Origin of the sequence: Bacillus sp. GB_SG_008, assembly GCF_052038115.1 — a bacterium.
Lineage (GTDB): Bacteria > Bacillota > Bacilli > Bacillales > Bacillaceae_G > Bacillus_A > Bacillus_A rhizoplanae.
On sequence record NZ_JBPZSK010000001.1, the window covers coordinates 262398 to 281277 of the forward strand.

Sequence of the window (18880 nt, forward strand, 5' to 3'; positions counted from 1 at the left end):
ATATATTTGCTGTTTTTTGCGAAATAAGGGAGAGAACACCGTTTTTGGTGTTCTTTTTCATTGCCTGTTTTCTAGGTATTAGAGTATGGGCATGAGTAGAAGTTGTTATGTATAATAGAAGATGTTATACAGGAATAGAAGGTGACGTTATGATTAAAACGAAAAAACTGTTAGAGGAAGCAACTAATTTTATTACAGATTGCTACAATGAACTAGAAAAATCTCATGAAATACAAGATAGATTATCACAAATTGAAGCTGAAATACAGAACACAGGAACGTATGAACATACTTTTGAGGAGCTTGTTCACGGGGCACGAATGGCGTGGAGAAATAGTAACCGCTGCATCGGTCGTCTCTTTTGGAATAAGCTGCATGTATTAGATGCACGCGATGTAAATGATGCAGAAGGTATATATGAGGCATTGCTTCATCATATTCAATATGCTACAAATGACGGAAAAATCCTACCTACAATTACTATTTTTAAACAATATCAAGGTGAGCATAATCAAATTCAGATTTATAATCACCAATTGATTCGCTACGCTGGATATGAAACAGAAAACGGAGTTATCGGTGACTCTCATTCACTGTCATTTTCAGCGTTTTGTAAGAGCCTTGGTTGGCAAGGGCAGGGGACACATTTTGATGTGTTGCCGCTTGTATTCTCGATTGATGGAAATGAACCAGTGTATATGCCAATTCCAAAAGAATATGTAAAAGAAGTGCCGTTAGAACATCCGGAGTATCCATTCTCCTCATTGGAAGCAAAGTGGTACGGGGTTCCGATGATCTCGGATATGCGTTTAGAAATTGGCGGTATTTCTTACACAGCCGCACCCTTTAACGGCTGGTATATGGGAACAGAAATAGGTGCTCGCAATTTAGCTGATCAAGATCGTTATAACCTTCTTCCCGCTGTTGCTGAGATGATGGGATTAGATACGTCAAGAAATAGTACACTCTGGAAAGATAAAGCATTAATAGAATTAAATGTAGCTGTTTTATATTCTTTCAAAAAACAAGGAGTAACTATTGTAGATCACCATACGGCGGCTCAGCAGTTTAGTCAATTTGAGAAACAAGAAGCAGCGTGCGGCCGTCTTGTAACAGGGAACTGGGTATGGTTAATTCCGCCTGTATCTCCTGCAGCAACGCATATTTATCATAAGCCTTATCCAAATCAAATACTTACACCTAATTTTTTTCATAAAAAAAGATAAGTGCTTGTTGTGTGGATAAAAGAATAACATGTATAGTTAAAAGGGACCGTTTATGGACGATACTAAATAAACGGCCCTATTTTTGTGCTTCTAACATAGAGTGGTTTCATACATAAGAAAAGTTGTGGCAAAACTTCTGACTTCGTATAGGGCCTTTCTTAATAGCTAGAAAGCATTGGAATGGAAAGGTAGGATATGTAATGAAAACAGAAGTTGTTTTAAAGGTTAAGACGAAATACGTAGACGAATTAAAAAGTGGCTATCCACTTATTTCGAAAGAAGCAATTATAAATTTACATGATGTAAATACAGAAGGTACAATCGTAAAACTTGTAGATGATAAAAATAAGTTTATCGGTACAGGATATTATGGTAAGCAAAACAAGGGATATGGCTGGATTTTAACAAGAAAAGAACAAGAACAAATTGACCAGGCCTTCTTTGAAAAAAAGATTAAATCCGCTTTAAGCAAACGTAAAAACTTCTATGAAGATTCAGATACAACGGCATTTCGCGTGTTCAACGGTGAAGGTGATGGAATCGGCGGCTTAATCATTGATTATTATGATGGGTATTATGTTATTAGCTGGTACAGCGAGGGAATTTATCAATTTAGTAAAGAGATTATCGAGTCCTTACAGAATGTGACTGAATTTAAAGCGATTTATCAGAAAAAGCGCTTTGATACGAAAGGTCAATATATTGAAGAAGACGATTTCGTAACAGGAGAACGCGGAGAGTTTCCGATTATCGTCAAAGAGAATGGTGTAAACTTTGCGGTGTATTTAAATGACGGAGCAATGGTCGGGGTATTTTTAGATCAACGTAATGTAAGAAAGCAAATTCGCGATAAGTATGCAGATGGTAAGACTGTCTTGAATATGTTCTCTTATACAGGTGCGTTTTCTGTCTTTGCAGCACTGGGCGGAGCGGCAAAAACGACAAGTGTTGACCTTGCGAACCGCAGCTTAAGTAAAACAATTGAACAATTTAGCGTGAACGGCGTTGATTACGAGGCGCAAGATATTATCGTAGAAGACGTATTTCACTATTTTAAATATGCGGTAAAGAAAGCATTGAAGTTTGATATGGTCATTCTAGATCCGCCGAGCTTTGCACGTTCAAAGAAGTATACATTTAGTGCTGCGAAAGATTATAAAAACTTATTAAAAGAAGCAATTGCGATTACAGAAAATAACGGTATTATTGTAGCTTCGACAAATTGCAGTACATTCGGTATGAAAAAGTTTAAAGGCTTCATTGATACAGCATTTAAAGAGATGAATGGCAAGTATAAAGTATTAGAAGAACATTCGTTGCCAGAGGACTTTCGGACTAATTCACAGTTTCCGGAAGGTGACTACTTAAAAGTTGTATTTATTAAGAAGATTAAAGGATAAATTTATAAAAAAAGGAGCTCATATTCAAAAATGAGCTCCTTTTCTTATGAAATAATATTTTTTACACGACCAACTTGTCCATCTTGAAGGCGGACTTTAATACCGTGTGGATGTGAAGGGGAATTTGTTAAAATATCCTTCACAATACCTCTAGTTAGTTTCCCCGTACGCTGATCTTGCTTTAATACAATATCAACCTCAAGCCCAGGTGAAATATTTGTTCGCTTCTGTCCGTTCATTTATACACCTGTGCGTCTGCGTTGATTGTTTGGCTTCTTCGTTTGTTGATTTTGCAATTTCTTTGTTGCTTGACTTTGATTTTTAGCATTTGATCCATTTGCATTTCCTTGCTGTTTCTTCGCAAGTTGCTCACGCATTAAATCCGCTAGGCTTACTTTTTTATTTTCTGACATATTAAATCTCCTTTTATATACAGTGAATTGTAAACATTCATAGTGAACTCCATCATATCATTGTTGAGGGAAGAAATGAAGCTGGATTATGGAGAAATAAGAAGCTTGGGATATGAGAGTGGAAAAGTTGTCGTAAAGGACTTCTTTTGGAAATGCGTTAAAACGAATCGATAGTTCATGTATCGATTTACTTAACAAAAAGCCCCTCCAGTGTATGAACTGAAGGGGCTTTTTACTCATATTTCCCAAATTGTGGATGATATAATAATCTGTTCTCTTATGGAGTGATAAAGCTAAGCGGAGCGTAAGGATAATTTGGGAGAAGATGTGAAATGGCAGGAGTAGGTAAAAATTGATGATGCAAGATTGTATTTCCATCTTGCGGAATACCCGCAGTATTGACTCCAAATGTGTTCGTGATGACACATTTGGCAGGTCCATATTGAGGAGTCACAAGTACTTCGTAGCAAGGACTTGGTTGCTGAACAGGATTTGGGAGAAATGCGTGAATCACGAGGAGATTGCGAGGAGGAATTGTAAATGTAAGCGGTGTGAGAATCGGTTGAACGTTGTCAGGCGGAACGATGTTGCTTTGCTGAGGTTGAATCGCTTGTGCGGTGTTTAAAGGTGGATTGACGAATTCCCCACAAAAAAATACAAACTTGGCAACCTCGGTTGGATTACACGTATTTTGCCGATCTAACACGGATACGGTGACGGTTTGGGGCATGTTGTAATGCTCATTTGAAAGCGTGACGATCACGATCTCGGTATTGGGGTTTCTACATATAGATCCTGTCGTAAATACAGCGGATTCTCCTGGACATTTTGGAGCCGGGCACCAATAAGAATTAAAGTGTTTGTCTGACAAGAATAATAAAACTCCTTTCTTTTAAAATATAATTCAATTATATGGAATTGTATCCCTTTTGCTTGTATACTTGTCTGACTAATAAACTTATTGAATATTTCGTTTTTTTGTAAATAAAAGCCGTTTGAATGTAATTGTATTTATATATGAGGAATTGAAATGAGGAACTATGCTACATGCTAGTCGGGATAAAGTGAAACTTTAATCAGTGGGGGGTTTCTTCATCCCCACTGATTATTAGTTGAACCAATCGGGCTTTTACGGGCAGTTTATCTCCCTCCTAACTTCTTTGCTTTCACCGAATTTTGAGGTGGGAGTATTACTGCCCGTTAATGCGGGATAAAAGAATGATAGGAACATGGTTATATTTATCGGGAAATGGGCAAGGAAACCCCACCTTCAAAACATGCAAGACATAGCCAAGTTTAAGGTGGGGCTGAATTGCTGTCGTGCTCATAAAAAATATTTTCTCATCAATGCGAACTTATGTTCTTTTTAGGTGTTTTGTAGTATCATAAAAGAAAGAAGGAGGTGAAATTGATGACGAAAGAAAAAGAATATGTAACCTACCAAATTTGGATTAAGAAAGGTCATAAGTTATACCCTTACTTCCTAGAAATGTGTCAAAATGCAAAAAATCTCTATAACACAACAAACTTTTACATTCGCCAAGTATATACGGCCTTACGTGCTGAGAAACCATCACAGCCACTTCAACAAGAAGTTCTTCATACATTACAAGCGTATATTGGAATTATGAATGAAAATCAACTTCGTACGTATCAAAAAAACTTGCAAAAGCAGAAAGAAAAGCCAGCAGAAGAACGGAAAGAAATCAAGTGTAATTTGTTTACTCTACCGACAAAAGAAAAATCATTCCTATCCTATAACTTCCTGGATTGTTTGTTTAAAACAATGAGGCAACAAGATTATATAAACCTGCCATCACAAGTGAATCAAGCAGTTATGAGAAAGCTTTTCAAAAACTGGGATTCATTTTTTGAGTCCATAAAAAAATACAAAAAACACCCTTCCACTTTTACTGGTAAACCTCGTATTCCAAACTACATCAAATTATCTATGAGAGAAGTTGTATTCACGAATCAAGTATGTAAACTCCAAGGTAAGTATATCCGTTTTCCAAAAACAAGTATCAAACTAAATATAGGTAAATTGTTCGGAGAGATCGAAAATCTAAAAGAAGTACGTGTTTCTCCTGCTTACGGGAAATTTAAGGTAGAAATTGTAACACAACAGTCTGAGCCGCCACCTAAGCACATTGACAACAACCGTTATATGAGTATTGATTTAGGGGTCAATAACATTGCAACCATCGCAACGAATACCGGGGCTACTCCTGTGTTAGTAAAGGGCAATGTGATTAAAAGTATCAATCAATACTACAACAAACAAAAGGCGCATTTACTGAGCATTCTTCGTCATGGAAAAGAACCCAAAGAAGGACCACATACATCCAAGCGTTTAGAGAGGCTTCATGAAAAACGGTTTCTAAAAATAAAGAATCTCTTTCACAAAATGAGTTACCATATTGTTCAGTTTGCGATTCAACACGAGATTTCAACGATTATGATTGGGAAAAATACATCATGGAAACAAAACAGTGATATGGGGAAACAACAGAATCAATCCTTCTGCCATATCCCGCATAATCTACTCATTGAAATGATCCACTACAAGGCGAAAAGGCAAGGCATAATGGTACAAGTTGTGGAAGAGTCGTATACAAGCAAAGCATCCTTTCTAGACAATAATGCGATTCCTACTTACGATGAGGAAGACATCCCTGTATTCAGTGGAAAACGTATCAAACGTGGCTTGTATCGTACGAAAGAGAACAAATTACTGAACGCTGATGTGAATGGTGCCTATAACATCTTAAAAAAAGTAGTTCCAAAGGCATTTGCCGATGGAATAGAGGGGTTGTGCCATCAGGCAGCTGTGTCAACTCCGCTTGTGTTAAGCATCTCTTGAAGATGATACACAAGAAACCCCCACTTCAAGATCCGAAGGAGATAAGTGGCGGGAGTTTTCATTTACCAAATTAAACCATCGTATTACAATATAAGTATAAATTTTCAAGAAAACGGGTGATGGTGTGCAACATAAAATTTTATTGGTAGAAGACGATATATCGATTCAAGAAATGGTCAATGGGTATTTAACAAAAGAGGGGTTTGTTGTAGCGGTAGCCTCGGACGGAGAGGAAGGAATAGCGAAGTTTTTAGAAGATCAGTTTGATTTAGTTATTCTTGATATTATGATGCCTAAAATAGATGGCTTAGAAGTGATGAATATGATTCGAAAAAAGAGTTCTGTACCAATTTTAATTATGTCAGCAAAAGACACGGATGTTGATAAAGCATTAGGGCTTGGACTTGGCGCAGATGATTATATTTGTAAGCCGTTTTCTATGATTGAATTGTCTGCACGGGTGAAGGCAGGTATTCGTCGTTCGACGAAATATTCCACTCCGCAACAAAAACAAGATGACATGATTGTGATCGGGAATTTGAAAATTGATACGGCTAACTTTACCGTTCAAAAAAACAACGAAGTTATTAAACTCACTTCTAAAGAATTTGAGCTTCTAAAGTTATTTGCGACAAATCGAAATCGCGTGTTTACAAAGGCGCAAATTTATAGCTTAATTTGGAATGAAGAATATTACGGTGATGAGAATGTCATTAATGTTCATATGAGAAGACTGCGGGAAAAAATTGAGGACGATCCCTCTCAGCCGCAATACATTAAGACATTATGGGGCATCGGTTATAAGCTGGAAGTGATATAGAATGGTTTTATTTTTAACGGCTATTATTTTTATATTAATTGGTGTTATTTATTTTCAATATCGCTCGGGAAAAAGTCGAAGTGCGAATTTACGTTATACATATGAAAAGTTGCAGGATATTGTGGAAAAGCAAACGAGTGAAAATTTATTAGTTGTTACAGACGACAAAGAATTGAAATCATTATTAGTGGCAATTAATTATTTGCTAGATGAAAAGAAAAAAACAATTGCCGAGCATTCGAAGTTGGAAATTTCAATGAGAAAGATGCTTTCTAACATTTCACATGATTTAAAGACACCGCTTACTGTGATTCTCGGTTATGTTGAAATTTTACATGTAGATGAAACGATAAGTGAAGAAGAGCGAAAGATATTACTAGAAAAAGTTCATACGAAAACGTTAGAAGTGTTAGATCTTATTCATAAGTTTTTCGATCTAGCAAAGCTAGAATCTGGTGATAAAGATATTGCAATGACGCGAATTCATATGAATGAAATTTGTCAGGAACATATGTTATCGTTTTATGATTTATTAACAACGCAAGGATTTGATGTTCATATTGATATACCAGAAACACCAATATATGCGCATGGAAATCCAGAAGTCATCGGAAGAATCATGAATAACTTAATCTCAAATGCAATTGCCTACGGGGGAGACGGAAAAACATTAGGGATTACACTACGAAGTGATGATAAGTTTGTGTACGTGGATATATGGGACAAAGGAAAAGGAATCTCTGAATCTCACATTGATAAAGTGTTTGAGCGTATGTACACATTAGAAGATTCACGAAATCGTTTGTATCAAGGCAGTGGACTTGGGCTTACGATTACGAAGCGTCTTGTAGAAGCATTAGGGGGAGAAATTCATCTATCTAGTACACCATATGAGAAAACAGTGTTTACAGTCATGTTGAGGAAAATTAATTTTTAGCTTGTAGAAAGGGGAATTCTACAAGCTTTTTTTGAGCTTAAGAAATTTGTAAGAATGTAGTAAGAAAAAAGAGAACTTCGTTGCTTACAATGCAAATATAGAGCAAGTGCGAAAGGGGAATGAAAGATGACGTATGTATTGAAAACGAATCAATTAACGAAAGTGTTTCACGGTAAAGAAGTTATTTCAAACGTAAATATGCATGTGAAACAAGGTGAAATATATGGTTTTCTAGGGCCAAACGGTGCTGGTAAAACGACGATTATGAAAATGATTACGAATTTGATTAAACCGACGAGCGGTGAGATTGAGATCTTCGGTGAGAAATTAACGGATACTTCATATGAAGTGTTAAAGCGAATGGGGACAATTATTGAATATCCAATCTTTTATGAAAAACTAACAGCTAGAGAAAACTTGTATTTGCATTGTGAATATATGGGCTATTATGACAAGAAAGCAATTGACCGAGCGTTAGACCTTGTAAACTTACACAATGTGGACGACAAGAAGGTAAAAGACTTTTCACTTGGGATGAAACAGCGGTTAGGAATTGCAAGAGCGATTACGACAAAACCAGAGCTGTTAATTTTAGATGAACCAATTAACGGTTTAGATCCAATCGGCATTAAAGAATTACGAGAATTATTTAAAATGCTTTGTAAAGAATATGGAATTACGTTGTTAGTGTCTAGTCACATTTTAGCGGAAATGGAGCAAATGGCAGATACAATTGGTGTCATTCAAAGTGGGAAGCTAATAAAAGAAGTTTCGATGAAAAGTATTAACGGTAAACAAACAGAGTATATTGAGATTACGGTTCAGGATGTAAAACAAGCAGCCTATGTTTTAGAGAATAAACTACGCCTTACAAACTTTAAAGTAATGAATGAAAATACGATTCGAATTTATGAAGCAAGAATAGCACAGCAAGAGATTTCAAAAACGCTCATTATGAATGATATCGTAATTGAAGGAATTAATAAGAAGCATAGCTCACTGGAAGATTATTTCTTAAACCTTATGAACGGAGGCGGCATCCATGCTTAATTTGATGAGATTAGAACTGATAAAATTTAAAGTTGGTTCTTCGATCAGAGGGGCATTCATTGCGGCGTTTATAATTTTTGGTTTTCTTCTACTAATTGGATATGCTTCAAAATCAGAAGGAGACATTGCTTTTTCAAATTACAATGAATTATTTTCTGTCATAGATACTTTGGTACGTGCAACGTTTATTATTTTTGGAGCGAGTTTACTAGCAAAAATAATTGTTCAAGAATTTACAGATAAGACGATAACATTGCTATTCATGTATCCAGTCAATCGACAAAAACTTATTATCGCCAAATTACTCATTGTGATTGTATTTACTTTTTTCTCAATGATTATTTCGGAAATGATTGTGTTTAGTTTGTTTTATGTTGCTAATGCTTATAATCCAGTGCTTTCGGAAGCATTAACATTACCGATTGTTACACATAATGCAGCGAAATTAGTAATGAATGCAATCGCAGCAACGGGCATGAGCTTAATCCCGCTTTTCTTTGGAATGAGAAAGTATTCCGTTCGTACGACTATTATATCTTCTATTATAATCGTGTCTCTCGTATGCTCGAATAATGGTGGAACTTCATTAAGTGATATTATTATCATTCCAATTATATTAGCTTGTATTGGAGTAGTGATTGCTTATATGACAGTGCGAAAAGTTGAGCAGGCGGACTTATTTAAATAAGCAAAGTAGATGAACTAGGAGGAGAGACCATTATGCTACACCTCATGAAGCTAGAAATGAAAAAGTTTAAATTTGGTTGGTATGTAAAAGGAGCATTAATTGCCAACATCATTATTACGGCCTTATTCATTTCCATGAACTATATCCAGGAAATAGAAAATGATGTAATTATGACGAATTCTGAGGAGGCTTTTTTATTGATAGGAGCAATGGTACGGGCAACATTTATTGTCTTTGCAGCAGTATTACTTGCGCAATTAGTTATTGAAGAATATAAAAATAAGACAATAATGCTCATGTTCTCTTATCCGATCAAGCGGAAGAAAATCATTGCTAGTAAATTAGCTATTATTGCTATACTGACATTTATAACAATTTGGTTATCTAATATAGTTATTACAGGTGCTGTCTTTCTTTTACAAGGATACTTCTCGTTTATATCATACTCTATAACATTTACTGAATGGATGCAGCAAGCTATCAATATGATTCCATTTGCAATCGCTGCGGCAGGTACAAGTTTAATTCCACTATATTTCGGGATGCGTAAGTATTCTGTTCCTGTCACAATTGTATCATCATTTCTTGTCGTTTCATTCGCTTGTTCTTATAATCCAGCGTTCTCAGTGGTCACCACTATTCCCATTCAGTTCGTCCTTGCAGCTGTTGGAATTATAATCGCCTTCTTAGCAATTCGAGACATTGAGAAAGAAGATGCAATTTAGTTTTTATCATTGAAATTGGATTTGTAGGACTTTAATTTTAGTAGGAATCTTTAGTTTGTAGAAAGAGCAATTCCACAAGCTTTTGTAGCTTAAGAAATTTGTAAGGGATAGGTAAGGGAAAAGAGAATTTCATTTCTTATTATATAAATATAGAACGGGAGCAAAAGGGGGATGAAATACGAAGTGTTGTTTTGATAGGAATGGCACTAGTATTCAGCATAATAAAAGTTAATTAGGGAGGAATCATTATGGATTTACTGGTACTTAATCTAGTAGGTGGGCTTATAGCACTTTTAATAGGAGTGATCTTATATTACAGAAATCCAGAGCAGAAGTTTTTTTTACTTTTAATGGTGATAGGGATAGTAGGCGTAAGTATAAATGGGATTAGAATGTTTTTTGAATAGGTGACGAATTGCAAAAGTTTATCCCGCTATTCGAGGACAGTAATACCCCCATCTCAAGATTTAGAGAAAAGCAAAGAAGATAGGTGGGGGATAACTGCTGGCATGTGCCTGATTGAGCGGGCTTTCCATCAGTGGGGGATGAAGAAACCTCTGCTGATGAAAGTTTCACTTTATCATTGAAATTGAATCTGTATGACTCTAATCCTACTAGAAAAAATTAATTCCTTATTTTCATAAACGCTAACAAGTCTTCAAAAGCTGCTTGTTGATCCCGCCATAATTCAGGCAATTCGTCTAAGGAGAAAAATTTTAGCTGTAAGCTTTCTTCGTTATGAGTATGTAAATTCCCGTGGAAATCTTTACAAATATAAGCCAACTTTACTAAGGCAAGTTGATCTCCGTTGGACAGCGTTTTTTCGTATTCTTTGCCAGAATATACATTAAAGAATTCAAGTTTTCCTAATTTCAAACCGGTTTCTTCAAACACTTCTCTTCTTACTGTATCTTCAACTGTTTCGCCAATTTCCATAAACCCGCCAGGATGTCCCCATTGTCCATTATCAGATCGTAATTGCAAAAGTACTTCATTTTTTTCATTAAGTACAAAACAACCTGCGGCCACCATGATTACTTTTTCATGCCCAACCATATTTCGTAAATAACTTATATAATCCATACGTTTCAGCTCCAATATTCATTTACATCCATTATAAATAATTCCAGAGAAATTTGTTTTGTTCTTATAGAATAAAAATGAGGTTCCTCAAAAAAGAGGAACCTCATTTGCATTTAGAAAGCAAATGTTACATCTTTGGCGCTTCCATCCCAGCTAGAGCCCACTCTTCTTTTGCAGGTCCGTAAATACCAGGAACCTTTAATCCAGCTTGACGCATAAGTACCGTCATTTGCCCGCGATGATGGTTTTGATGGTTGATAACAGTCATTAAAAAGATTGAATTTGGCATTGGTTTTCCAAAAAAATCATTTATCGTTGTTAAATCTTTATCTGTCCATTGTGTTTGTAATGCTGCAGTAAATGCTTCATTCATTTGACGATAGCTGTCTGCGATATACTTAGCTGACGTTGGTACAGGATAATCCTTTGTTTCTCCTTCAAACTTTAATCCTGTACGGGATGTAATGACAGGAACAGCAGTGACAATATGCCACGCAATGCGTCCTAAAGTCCAGTTTTCCGGCGTGATTGCTTGTTTTAACGATTCATCAGTAAGAGCATCTAATACCTTTTGTGTTGACTCCGCTTCGTATTTCCATGATGTTAAAAAGCCTTCAATTGTTTGGAACATAGAAAAAACCTCCTATGATTGGATTCAAATGGTAAATTCGTGAAAGTTTTATGGTTTCCTTCTAGTATGAAGAAAAATAAAGGATGATTACTATGTCAATCCTTTCTCGCAACATTATAACAGAACAAAAGAATAACTCAGAACATTTTGCTTCGCTTAGCTGTAAGATTTTATACATGTAGAGTTTAATATTTTTGAAGGAAATGATAGGAATGTCTTGAAATTGTATGAAGGGGAGATGTGTGGTTCATAACACACATCTTTTTCTTATGTAAAGAGAAAGAATGGAGAGATAAGATGGGGTAGAAAAAGAAAAAATCGCCGTAAATCATAAGCAACATGAGTTTCTAAAAGGAATGAAGCACATTTTACCGATTGCATCTGCAAGTATTGTAGATGGACTCATTTTTGGTATTCTCGCGAAACAAACAGCATTAGGTGTGATTGAAGTATTGCTTCTAAATATGACTTCATCACAATTTGCAGCGATGGGATTTATTAGTCAAGGAATCATCGGATGGCCAATGATTTTGTCTACGACGCTATTAAATGTTAGACAAATGCTCTATGGATTGTCGTTAGGTCCGGCATTTCGCAATATTCCTACCGGCAAGTTAATGATGATGGCGTGGATGTTAAATGATGAAATGTATGCTTTAAAGTCTGCCTATGTAGCAAAAGAAAATAAGGCCAGTTTACCTTATTATTTTGGAGCAGGAGTGTTAGATTATGTCATTTGGAATGTCAGTACACTTACGGGATTGTTTTTTGGCACATTTATTTCTAATCCAGAAGAATACGGTCTTGATTTTGCGTTTATTGCAACGTTTCTAGGGTTTCTAGCAACGAGTATCGTTTCTCGTTTTTATGCAGTTGTTGCACTTGTTTCGGGAGCAATTGCATGTTTAGGCTATTATATAGAAGGAACGGCATTGGCGGTTGTTTTTGGTACCATTAGCGCTGTAATTGTAGGGGTGATGCGTCGTGAATAATATGCTATTTGTATCGATTTGTATTATGGTTTTACTTACGTATTTAACTCGTTTTCCTATGTTATTGTTAAGTTCCCGCATTTCTTTTCCAAAGTGGGCAGAAAGAGGATTGAAAGTCGTTCCGATTGGTATCTTTGCCTCGTTAACAATTCCGCTTGTTCTGTTTCATATGAAAGGAGGGAGCTGGAGTTCTGAGTATATCGTTGCGGGAATTGTGGCATTTTGTATAGGAGTATGGAAAAGGCAAGTTGTGTTTTCATTATTAACGGGAGTGATTACACTTGTTTGTTGGAGAGTGCTTGTAGGATGGTAATAGTTATAAAATAGTCTGAATATTATGATTGTAACGAAATAATCCCTATACTATAATGAAAATAGTCAACATGAATACACATTCAGTTTCACTTGTGTTAGAGCAAGATGGGCTAGTAGTACGAGAGAATCATATTTTTGTAACTTAAAGAAGGGGGAGTTTTAAAATGGAAAGGCCCTGGCTAAAAAGTTATCCAAAGGAAATTCCGCATACAATTTCCTACGATATGCAGCCTCTTCATGTGTATTTACAGCAAACAGCTTCACAATATCCAGATAAGAAAGCGCTTCATTTTCTTGGGAAAGATATTACATTCTCAGAACTAAATCGTAAAGTTAGGCAATTCGCCAACTATCTTCGCAAACTGGGGATAGAAAAGGGGGATCGAGTTGCCATTATGCTGCCAAACTGCCCGCAAGGTGTTATCGGTTATTATGGAACACTATTAGCTGGCGGTATTGTTGTACAAACGAATCCGCTTTATACAGAAAGAGAGCTTGAATATCAGCTTCATGATTCAGGAGCGAAAGTCATTCTTTGCCTCGATTTAGTGTTTCCGAAAGTCAGCAATGTGCAGTCCTCAACTAATATTGAGCATGTCATCGTAACACGCATCGCAGATTTTTTACCATTTCCGAAAAATTTATTATATCCATTTGTGCAAAAGAAACAAACGAACCTTGTGGTGAATGTAAGAGAAAGTGAGAATATCCACGTTTGGAGGTCCATTGAACGTGCAGGGGATGAAGCGGTAGACGTTTCGTGTGATCCCGAGGAAGATATAGCACTTCTGCAATATACAGGCGGGACGACAGGATTTCCAAAGGGTGTAATGCTTACCCATAAAAATCTTGTATCCAATACAATTATGGGCATGCATTGGCTGTATAATTGCAGAAAAGGAGAAGAAGTTATTCTTGGTGTACTTCCATTTTTTCATGTATATGGTATGACGGCAGTAATGAATTTATCAATTATGCAAGCGTATAAGATGGTGCTCGTTCCGAAATTTGATATTAAAATGATGCTAGAGGCGATTAAAAAACATCGTGTGACGTTATTTCCTGGAGCCCCGACCATGTATATTGCTCTATTAAACTATCCTGAGCTTCATAAATATGATATTTCTTCCATTAGCGCATGTATTAGTGGTTCCGCCCCGCTTCCGGTTGAAGTGCAAGAACAATTTGAAAGTGTAACGGGGGGAAAGCTTGTAGAAGGATATGGCTTAACGGAATCATCCCCGGTTACACATGGTAACTTTTTATGGGCAAGACGGGTGCCGGGAAGTATAGGGGTGCCGTGGCCTGATACGGATGCGCGCATTATTTCGTTAGAGACAGGTGAAGCATTGCCAATAGGAGAGGTTGGAGAAATTGTTGTGAAGGGTCCGCAAGTGATGAAGGGGTATTGGAATAAACCAGAGGAAACAGCAGCAGTTTTGCAAGATGACTGGCTTTATACGGGTGATGTTGGATATATGGACGAAAACGGCTTTTTTTATGTGAAAGATCGTAAGAAAGATATGATTGTTGCCAGTGGATTTAACGTATATCCACGCGAAGTAGAAGAAGTATTGTATGAGCACGAAAAAGTGCAAGAGGTTGTCGTTCTTGGTGTGCCTGATCCGTACCGCGGTGAAACAGTGAAGGCTTTCGTTGTTATTAAAGATGGTGCAACATGTTCAGAAGAAGAATTAAATGAGTTTGCTCGTAAATATTTAGCAGCGTATAAAGTTCCTAAAATATATGAGTTTCGGAAAGATTTGCCGAAAACAACTGTTGGGAAAATTTTACGTCGTGTGCTTGTTGAAGAAGAGCTGCGAAAACAAGAAGATGAGCAGACGGGCTAAACGCCCTTTCTTTTTTGGATGAGTAGTATTGACAATATTTTAAATAGTCAGTATTATTGAAATGTGAATGAATCATCATTCAGTCATCTTCTTGAAGGGGATAGTACTGTGAAAAAGAATCGACCAAAATATAACCAAATTATTGATGCAGCGGTGATTGTCATCGCAGAAAATGGATATCATCAAGCGCAAGTTTCCAAAATTGCAAAGCAAGCTGGTGTTGCTGATGGAACTATTTATTTATATTTCAAAAATAAAGAAGATATATTGATATCTCTATTTCAGGAGAAGATGGGAGAATTTATTGAAACAATTCGGCAAAAAACAGCAGGAATTGAAAGCGCTGTAGAGAAGTTATTTATGTTGGTAGAAACGCACTTCTCTTTACTGTCGAAAAATGATCCTCTTGCTATCGTTACGCAACTAGAACTTCGCCAATCCAACCAAGAATTACGCCTCAAAATTAATGAAGTGCTGAAAGGGTATTTGCAAGTCATGGATGAAATTTTAGAAACCGGCATACAACAGGGAGAATTTCGCACGGATCTAAATGTACGCGTGGCAAGACAAATGATTTTCGGAACAGTAGATGAAGTTGTAACCAACTGGGTAATGAGCGATCATAAATATGATTTGGTCGCAATTTCAAAAACGGTGCATGAGCTATTAGTAGCAGCTTGTGGTTACCGCAATTAATGGGGAGGGAGTACATTTGAATTTCCTATCTTTAACGGTGGAAGATTACGTAGCAATTGTAAAGATCAATCATCCGCCGGCAAATGCGATGTCTTCACAAGTCATTAGTGAAGTTGGTGAACTTCTTGATGTAGTGGAAACGGACGAAAATGTGCGCGTTGTACTTGTTCATGGAGAAGGTCGCTTTTTTTCAGCGGGAGCGGATATTAAAGAATTCACTTCTGTTGAAGAAGCAAAAGAGGCGACGAAATTATCACAACATGGGCAAGTCATTTTTGAACGTGTTGAAAAGTTTTCAAAGCCAATTATTGCGGCTATTCACGGTGCAGCGCTTGGCGGCGGGTTAGAATTTGCAATGTCTTGCCATATGCGTTTTGTAAGTGAAACTGCAAAAATCGGTTTGCCGGAGCTAACGCTAGGATTAATCCCGGGTTTTGCGGGGACGCAGCGCTTACCGCGTTATGTGGGGAAAGCAAAAGCTTGTGAAATGATGCTAACAAGCGATCCGATTTCAGGTGTGGAAGCAGTTGAATATGGACTTGCAAACCGAGCATTCCCTGAAGAAGCATTGCTGGAAGAGACGCTAAAACTAGCGAAAAAGATTGCAGGAAAAAGCTCAGCATCTACTCGCGCTGTGTTAGAGTTATTACAAACAACAAAATCTTCTTCTTATTATGAAGGAGTGCAACGCGAGGCACAGTTATTTGGTGAAGTGTTTACAAGTGGGGATGGGAGAGAAGGCGTTGCTGCTTTCTTAGAAAAACGTAAACCTTCTTTTAGTGGTAGGTAGTTCTATATTTTTTTAACATAAATTAGCAGAATATTATAATTAACCAAATTTTTATAAAAAAACAAGGGGGTAAATAGAATGAACATCTACGTACTCATGAAACGAACATTTGATACTGAAGAAAAAATCGCAATTAAGAACGGTGCAATTTACGATGGCGAAGCGGAATTCATCATCAACCCTTACGATGAATATGCGATTGAAGAAGCAATTCAAGTAAGAGATGCACAAGGCGGTGAAATTACAGTCGTTACAGTTGGCGGTGAAGATAGTGAAAAAGAACTTCGCACGGCACTAGCGATGGGCTGTGATAAAGCAGTATTGATTAATATTGAAGATGATGTTGAAAATGGCGATCAATATACAACAGCAAAAGTACTTACTGAATACTTAAAAGAGAAGGATGTCGATTTAATTTTAGCTGGTAACGTAGCGATTGACGGCGCATCTGGACAAGTTGGACCACGTGTCGCTGAAGCGCTTAATATCCCATATGTAACAACAATTACAAAGCTTGAAATTGACGGTACAAACGTAAAAATCGAGCGTGATGTAGAAGGGGATACAGAAGTAATTGAAACGACATTGCCACTTTTAGTAACAGCGCAGCAAGGGTTAAATGAACCGCGTTATCCATCGCTTCCAGGTATTATGAAAGCGAAGAAAAAGCCGCTGGAAACATTGGAATTAGATGATTTAGATTTAGAGGAAGATGATGTAGAAGCGAAAACAAAAACAATTGAAATCTATTTACCTCCTAAGAAAGATGCTGGAAAAGTGTTACAAGGCGAACTGCAAGATCAAGTAAAAGAACTTGTATCGTTGTTGCATACAGAAGCGAAAGTAGTTTAAAAAATACTAGGATATCCAGGAGGGAAAACATATGGCTCGTAAAGTATTAATAATGGGAGAAGTTCGTGACGGATCTTTACGTAACGTTTCATTTGAAGCAGTAGCAGCAGCAAAAACAATTGCAGAAGGCGGTGAAGTTGTCGGTCTTTTACTAGGTGAAAGCGTCGCTTCATTTGCGAAAGAACTGATTCATTACGGTGCAGATCGCGTTGTGACAGTTGAAAGCGATAAGTTAAGCTCATATACATCTGATGGATATGCACAAGCATTTCTAGCGGTGTATGAAGAAGAAAAGCCAGAAGGAATTGTCTTTGGACATACGGCGCTTGGGAAAGATTTATCACCAAAACTTGCAGCGAAATTACATGCAGGTCTTGTCTCTGACGTGACAGCGTTAGAAGTGGCTGGTGGAAATGTTGTGTTCACACGCCCAATTTACTCTGGTAAAGCATTTGAGAAAAAGATTGTAACAGATGGTGTATTATTTGCGACAATTCGTCCAAATAACATTGCGCCGCTTGAGAAAGATGAAGCACGTGAAGGCGATGTTTCTTCTATGACAGTCGATGTAAAAGATTTGCGTACAGTTATCAAAGAAGTTGTTCGCAAAACAGCAGAAGGTGTAGATCTTTCTGAAGCAAAAGTCATTATCGCAGGCGGACGCGGTGTGAAGAGTGAAGAAGGTTTTAAGCCGTTAAAAGAATTGGCAGATGTGCTTGGCGGAGCAGTTGGCGCTTCTCGCGGAGCATGTGATGCAGAATACTGCGATTATTCACTGCAAATTGGACAAACAGGTAAGGTTGTAACACCAGATTTATATATTGCATGTGGTATTTCTGGTGCGATTCAACATTTAGCTGGTATGTCTAACTCAAAGATCATTGTAGCAATTAATAAAGATCCTGAAGCGAACATTTTTAAAGTAGCTGACTATGGCATCGTTGGCGACTTATTTGAAGTGTTACCGCTTTTAACAGAAGAATTCAAGAAGTTAAAAGTACATTCTTAAACACGATGTTACGCATAATGGGTTCCCATTAAGTAATTACCCCTATATAAATAAAGGAAGGCGAGAGGTCCCCTGCTTCTCGCTTTTTCGTACGAAAAGTAATACTTTCTTATAGTATAAAGGCATGATTATTTGATACAATACTTAACGATACATATTATTCGCCACGTATATAAGATAATGATATACTTTGGTTAGAAAGTTCATAAAGGAGGAAATAAAATGGCAATTGTAAACGCAACTGACCAAACTTTCGCAGCTGAAACAAGCGAAGGTGTTGTATTAGTAGATTTCTGGGCACCTTGGTGTGGCCCTTGTAAAATGATCGCTCCTGTATTAGAAGAAATCGATGCAGAATTAGGCGATAAAGTAAAGGTAGTAAAAGTAGATGTTGATGAAAACCAAGAAACAGCTCGTAAATTCGAAGTAATGAGCATTCCATCTCTTTTCGTAGTAAAAGATGGTCAAGTGGTTGATCAAGCATTAGGTTATAAGCCGAAAGAAGCATTAGTTGAATTAGTATCTAAACACTTCTAATTG

At 37.0% G+C, this 18880-nt stretch carries 22 protein-coding genes; 17 read left to right on the forward strand and 5 right to left on the reverse strand.

Annotated elements, in window-relative coordinates:
* Positions 1 to 149 precede the first annotated feature (149 nt).
* Both ACTDJC_RS01230 and ACTDJC_RS01235 read left to right on the forward strand, forming a co-directional pair.
* On the forward strand, positions 150 to 1226 hold the full coding sequence (locus ACTDJC_RS01230; protein WP_253630538.1) for a nitric oxide synthase oxygenase: 1077 nt from the start codon (positions 150 to 152) through the stop codon (positions 1224 to 1226).
* Positions 1227 to 1426: 200 nt separating this feature from the next.
* The gene (locus ACTDJC_RS01235) at positions 1427 to 2626 is read left to right on the forward strand and encodes a class I SAM-dependent rRNA methyltransferase (RefSeq protein WP_440602484.1); all 1200 of its coding nucleotides are present in this window, start codon (positions 1427 to 1429) and stop codon (positions 2624 to 2626) included.
* 44 nt (positions 2627 to 2670) lie between these two features.
* On the opposite strand, the gene ACTDJC_RS01240 is transcribed toward ACTDJC_RS01235, so the two are convergent.
* The 3 genes from ACTDJC_RS01240 to ACTDJC_RS01250 all read right to left on the reverse strand — a co-directional run bounded on the left by ACTDJC_RS01240 (position 2671) and on the right by ACTDJC_RS01250 (position 3910).
* The gene (locus ACTDJC_RS01240) at positions 2671 to 2865 is read right to left on the reverse strand and encodes a YwbE family protein (RefSeq protein ID WP_098305219.1); all 195 of its coding nucleotides are present in this window, start codon (positions 2863 to 2865) and stop codon (positions 2671 to 2673) included.
* Positions 2866 to 3039: a hypothetical protein gene (locus ACTDJC_RS01245; protein WP_098305217.1), complete on the reverse strand. Its 174-nt coding sequence runs from the start codon at positions 3037 to 3039 to the stop codon at positions 2866 to 2868. It lies immediately after the preceding gene.
* 277 nt (positions 3040 to 3316) lie between these two features.
* Positions 3317 to 3910 (reverse strand): hypothetical protein, encoded by a 594-nt coding sequence (locus ACTDJC_RS01250; RefSeq protein ID WP_440602485.1) that lies wholly within the window; start codon positions 3908 to 3910, stop codon positions 3317 to 3319.
* Positions 3911 to 4450: 540 nt separating this feature from the next.
* Between ACTDJC_RS01250 and ACTDJC_RS01255 the strand changes: the two genes are divergently transcribed.
* From ACTDJC_RS01255 to ACTDJC_RS01285, 7 genes are all read left to right on the forward strand, one after another.
* Positions 4451 to 5902 carry an RNA-guided endonuclease InsQ/TnpB family protein gene (locus ACTDJC_RS01255; protein ID WP_440602486.1) on the forward strand — a complete coding sequence of 484 codons (1452 nt, stop codon included), beginning with the start codon at positions 4451 to 4453 and terminating at the stop codon, positions 5900 to 5902.
* Positions 5903 to 6026: 124 nt separating this feature from the next.
* Complete coding sequence (locus tag ACTDJC_RS01260; protein ID WP_440602487.1) at positions 6027 to 6722, forward strand: response regulator transcription factor; 696 nt, start codon at positions 6027 to 6029, stop codon at positions 6720 to 6722.
* A 1-nt stretch (position 6723) separates the two neighbouring features.
* On the forward strand, positions 6724 to 7659 hold the full coding sequence (locus tag ACTDJC_RS01265) for a HAMP domain-containing histidine kinase (RefSeq protein ID WP_440602488.1): 936 nt from the start codon (positions 6724 to 6726) through the stop codon (positions 7657 to 7659).
* 126 nt (positions 7660 to 7785) lie between these two features.
* Positions 7786 to 8709, forward strand: a complete 924-nt coding sequence (locus tag ACTDJC_RS01270) for an ABC transporter ATP-binding protein (protein WP_440602489.1) — start codon at positions 7786 to 7788, stop codon at positions 8707 to 8709.
* A complete protein-coding gene (locus ACTDJC_RS01275) occupies positions 8702 to 9397 on the forward strand; it encodes an ABC transporter permease (RefSeq protein WP_098305203.1) in 696 nt (231 codons plus the stop codon). Before ACTDJC_RS01270 ends, ACTDJC_RS01275 begins: the two co-directional genes overlap by 8 nt.
* A gap of 32 nt (positions 9398 to 9429) precedes the next feature.
* Positions 9430 to 10122 (forward strand): ABC transporter permease, encoded by a 693-nt coding sequence (locus ACTDJC_RS01280; RefSeq protein ID WP_440602490.1) that lies wholly within the window; start codon positions 9430 to 9432, stop codon positions 10120 to 10122.
* A 248-nt stretch (positions 10123 to 10370) separates the two neighbouring features.
* A complete protein-coding gene (locus tag ACTDJC_RS01285) occupies positions 10371 to 10529 on the forward strand; it encodes a hypothetical protein (protein WP_429712111.1) in 159 nt (52 codons plus the stop codon).
* Positions 10530 to 10746: 217 nt separating this feature from the next.
* Here ACTDJC_RS01285 and ACTDJC_RS01290 read toward each other — a convergent pair whose 3' ends face one another.
* Positions 10747 to 11205 carry an NUDIX hydrolase gene (locus ACTDJC_RS01290; protein WP_440602491.1) on the reverse strand — a complete coding sequence of 153 codons (459 nt, stop codon included), beginning with the start codon at positions 11203 to 11205 and terminating at the stop codon, positions 10747 to 10749.
* A 127-nt stretch (positions 11206 to 11332) separates the two neighbouring features.
* Positions 11333 to 11836, reverse strand: a complete 504-nt coding sequence (locus ACTDJC_RS01295; protein ID WP_440602492.1) for a DinB family protein — start codon at positions 11834 to 11836, stop codon at positions 11333 to 11335.
* Positions 11837 to 12192: 356 nt separating this feature from the next.
* On the opposite strand from ACTDJC_RS01295, the gene ACTDJC_RS01300 reads away from it, so the two are divergent.
* From ACTDJC_RS01300 to trxA, 8 genes are all read left to right on the forward strand, one after another.
* Positions 12193 to 12828, forward strand: coding sequence for an AzlC family ABC transporter permease (locus ACTDJC_RS01300; RefSeq protein ID WP_440602493.1), 636 nt, complete (start codon positions 12193 to 12195; stop codon positions 12826 to 12828).
* Position 12829: 1 nt separating this feature from the next.
* Positions 12830 to 13141 (forward strand): AzlD domain-containing protein, encoded by a 312-nt coding sequence (locus ACTDJC_RS01305; RefSeq protein WP_440602770.1) that lies wholly within the window; start codon positions 12830 to 12832, stop codon positions 13139 to 13141.
* A gap of 166 nt (positions 13142 to 13307) precedes the next feature.
* Positions 13308 to 14993, forward strand: coding sequence for a long-chain-fatty-acid--CoA ligase (locus tag ACTDJC_RS01310; protein ID WP_098305193.1), 1686 nt, complete (start codon positions 13308 to 13310; stop codon positions 14991 to 14993).
* A 108-nt stretch (positions 14994 to 15101) separates the two neighbouring features.
* Entirely contained in the window at positions 15102 to 15689 is a 588-nt protein-coding gene (locus ACTDJC_RS01315; protein ID WP_429706457.1) for a TetR/AcrR family transcriptional regulator, read from the forward strand.
* A 16-nt stretch (positions 15690 to 15705) separates the two neighbouring features.
* Complete coding sequence (locus ACTDJC_RS01320) at positions 15706 to 16479, forward strand: enoyl-CoA hydratase (RefSeq protein ID WP_429720159.1); 774 nt, start codon at positions 15706 to 15708, stop codon at positions 16477 to 16479.
* A 78-nt stretch (positions 16480 to 16557) separates the two neighbouring features.
* Positions 16558 to 17331, forward strand: coding sequence for an electron transfer flavoprotein subunit beta (gene etfB, locus ACTDJC_RS01325; RefSeq protein ID WP_377880957.1), 774 nt, complete (start codon positions 16558 to 16560; stop codon positions 17329 to 17331).
* 31 nt (positions 17332 to 17362) lie between these two features.
* On the forward strand, positions 17363 to 18340 hold the full coding sequence (locus ACTDJC_RS01330) for an electron transfer flavoprotein subunit alpha/FixB family protein (protein WP_098305185.1): 978 nt from the start codon (positions 17363 to 17365) through the stop codon (positions 18338 to 18340).
* A 222-nt stretch (positions 18341 to 18562) separates the two neighbouring features.
* A complete protein-coding gene (trxA, locus tag ACTDJC_RS01335; protein WP_098305183.1) occupies positions 18563 to 18877 on the forward strand; it encodes a thioredoxin in 315 nt (104 codons plus the stop codon).
* Positions 18878 to 18880 lie beyond the last annotated feature (3 nt).

Coding starts and splice junctions, on each gene's coding strand:
- ACTDJC_RS01230 (WP_253630538.1), top strand. CDS start 150: ATGATTAAAACGAAAAAACTGTTAGAGGAAGCAACTAATTTTATTACA.
- ACTDJC_RS01235 (WP_440602484.1), top strand. CDS start 1,427: ATGAAAACAGAAGTTGTTTTAAAGGTTAAGACGAAATACGTAGACGAA.
- ACTDJC_RS01240 (WP_098305219.1), bottom strand. CDS start 2,865: ATGAACGGACAGAAGCGAACAAATATTTCACCTGGGCTTGAGGTTGAT.
- ACTDJC_RS01245 (WP_098305217.1), bottom strand. CDS start 3,039: ATGTCAGAAAATAAAAAAGTAAGCCTAGCGGATTTAATGCGTGAGCAA.
- ACTDJC_RS01255 (WP_440602486.1), top strand. CDS start 4,451: ATGACGAAAGAAAAAGAATATGTAACCTACCAAATTTGGATTAAGAAA.
- ACTDJC_RS01265 (WP_440602488.1), top strand. CDS start 6,724: ATGGTTTTATTTTTAACGGCTATTATTTTTATATTAATTGGTGTTATT.
- ACTDJC_RS01270 (WP_440602489.1), top strand. CDS start 7,786: ATGACGTATGTATTGAAAACGAATCAATTAACGAAAGTGTTTCACGGT.
- ACTDJC_RS01275 (WP_098305203.1), top strand. CDS start 8,702: ATGCTTAATTTGATGAGATTAGAACTGATAAAATTTAAAGTTGGTTCT.
- ACTDJC_RS01280 (WP_440602490.1), top strand. CDS start 9,430: ATGCTACACCTCATGAAGCTAGAAATGAAAAAGTTTAAATTTGGTTGG.
- ACTDJC_RS01285 (WP_429712111.1), top strand. CDS start 10,371: ATGGATTTACTGGTACTTAATCTAGTAGGTGGGCTTATAGCACTTTTA.
- ACTDJC_RS01290 (WP_440602491.1), bottom strand. CDS start 11,205: ATGGATTATATAAGTTATTTACGAAATATGGTTGGGCATGAAAAAGTA.
- ACTDJC_RS01295 (WP_440602492.1), bottom strand. CDS start 11,836: ATGTTCCAAACAATTGAAGGCTTTTTAACATCATGGAAATACGAAGCG.
- ACTDJC_RS01300 (WP_440602493.1), top strand. CDS start 12,193: ATGAAGCACATTTTACCGATTGCATCTGCAAGTATTGTAGATGGACTC.
- ACTDJC_RS01305 (WP_440602770.1), top strand. CDS start 12,830: ATGCTATTTGTATCGATTTGTATTATGGTTTTACTTACGTATTTAACT.
- ACTDJC_RS01310 (WP_098305193.1), top strand. CDS start 13,308: ATGGAAAGGCCCTGGCTAAAAAGTTATCCAAAGGAAATTCCGCATACA.
- etfB (WP_377880957.1), top strand. CDS start 16,558: ATGAACATCTACGTACTCATGAAACGAACATTTGATACTGAAGAAAAA.
- ACTDJC_RS01330 (WP_098305185.1), top strand. CDS start 17,363: ATGGCTCGTAAAGTATTAATAATGGGAGAAGTTCGTGACGGATCTTTA.
- trxA (WP_098305183.1), top strand. CDS start 18,563: ATGGCAATTGTAAACGCAACTGACCAAACTTTCGCAGCTGAAACAAGC.